The organism is Arthrobacter sp. MP_M4, assembly GCF_035984855.1.
Lineage (GTDB): Bacteria > Actinomycetota > Actinomycetes > Actinomycetales > Micrococcaceae > Arthrobacter.
Map to the genome: position 1 here is coordinate 1 of NZ_JAXCHX010000064.1, position 1433 is coordinate 1433.

General features: G+C 58.9%; 2 protein-coding genes. Both read right to left on the reverse strand.

The annotated features are described in order from the left end of the window. Positions 1–37: 37 nt before the first annotated feature. On the reverse strand, positions 38–853 hold the full coding sequence (locus tag RCH15_RS19015) for an IS3 family transposase (protein WP_326962211.1): 816 nt from the start codon (positions 851–853) through the stop codon (positions 38–40). 38 nt (positions 854–891) lie between these two features. After that, positions 892–1374, reverse strand: a complete 483-nt coding sequence (locus tag RCH15_RS19020) for a helix-turn-helix domain-containing protein (RefSeq protein WP_326962212.1) — start codon at positions 1372–1374, stop codon at positions 892–894. Between the last annotated feature and the right edge of the window lie 59 nt (positions 1375–1433).

Below are 1433 nucleotides of genomic sequence, written 5' to 3' on the forward strand. Positions count from 1 at the left end.
TGGACTGGTCCCTAAATGTTGGACTCCTAATTAAACGTTACGCGCCGGCGAGGTTGTGAGCGAGGTATTCGTCGGGGCTGAGGTAGCCGAGTCTCCGTTGGATTCGGGTGCTGTTCCACCAACGCAGATACTCGGTTAGACCGGTGTGGAACTGCTCGATGGTCCTGGGTTGCTGGATCCGGAACCATTCCTCTTTGAGGTGGCTGAAGAACCCTTCCATGGAGGCGTTATCCAAGCAGGTGCCCTTACGGGACATCGATTGAGTCAGTCCGGCTTCGCGGAGCGTGTCCTGCCAGAGCGGATGCCGGTACTGAAACCCCTGATCTGAATGGACCAGGGGTCGCTCGTTCGGAGCGAGGCCGCTGATCGCAGTGCGAAGGCCATCGGTGACCATTTTGACGCTCGGAGACGGACCTGCCATGACAGAGACGATCCGGTTGTCATGGAGATCAAGGACCGGTGAAACGTAAACCTTGGAGGTGCCCACCGTGAACTCGGTGACGTCGGTGGCCCACTTGGTGTGTTTGACGGCGGTCTCGAACTTGCGGTTCAACACGTTCTCAGCCGTCTTACCGACCTCGCCGCGGAAGGAGTTGTATCTGCGCCGGCGACGGACCGGGCTTTGCAATCCGAGCCCGCGCATGAGCTTCAGCACGGTCTTCTTCGACACTGTCCATCCCTGTCGCAGGAGCATGGCCAGGACACGTCGATGCCCGTAAGCGCTTCGGGCCTGCGTGAAGACCTGACGAATTGCTTCTTTGAGTTCCGCGTGCCGATCCGGCCGGGTGAGCCGGTTGCGGTGGTCGTAGAACGTGGACCGGGGAATCTTTGCCAGGTGCAGCAACAGCGGCAACCGGTGGTCGGCCTTGAGGTCATTGATCGCTTGAACTTTCAGCGTCGTTCCTGTGCCCTCAAGGCCCGCAATTTTCCCAGGTACGCCACCTCCGCACGCAACCGCTCGTTCTCCCTTCGGAGTTGCTCGACCTCGCTCTCCGGAACTGGATTCTCGCGATTGACCGGTGGCCGGCCCCGTTTCTTCGGGCGTAAGCCGTCTTCACCGTCGCGCCGGTAAATTCTCGTCCAGTTCGTGACGGTGCCGGGAGAGGGAAGGCCGTACTCCTTGGCCAGGACGCGTCCGGACACGCCCTGAAGATGACGTCGCACGATCAAGAGCTTGGTTTCGATGTCGTACTGCTTACGGTCTCTTGTCATCAGCGCACCCGATCCTCGTACCTGCCATCGTTCATACAACATTTGGACAGGGTTAGGTGCTAAATCAAGAGTCAGCGCGACGGACTTCGCGGTCAGCCCTTGCTCGAACAACTCGATTGCCGACACTGCATCGGAGTGACTCAACGTGCTTCTCAAGTACATCTGACTACTCCCTGAAGAAGGATCCTAAATTGCGTGTCCAACTTCCGGGGACCACTCCA

Bases quoted from the DNA above. Each gene is read 5' to 3' on its own strand.
- RCH15_RS19020 (WP_326962212.1), bottom strand. From the start codon at position 1,374: ATGTACTTGAGAAGCACGTTGAGTCACTCCGATGCAGTGTCGGCAATC.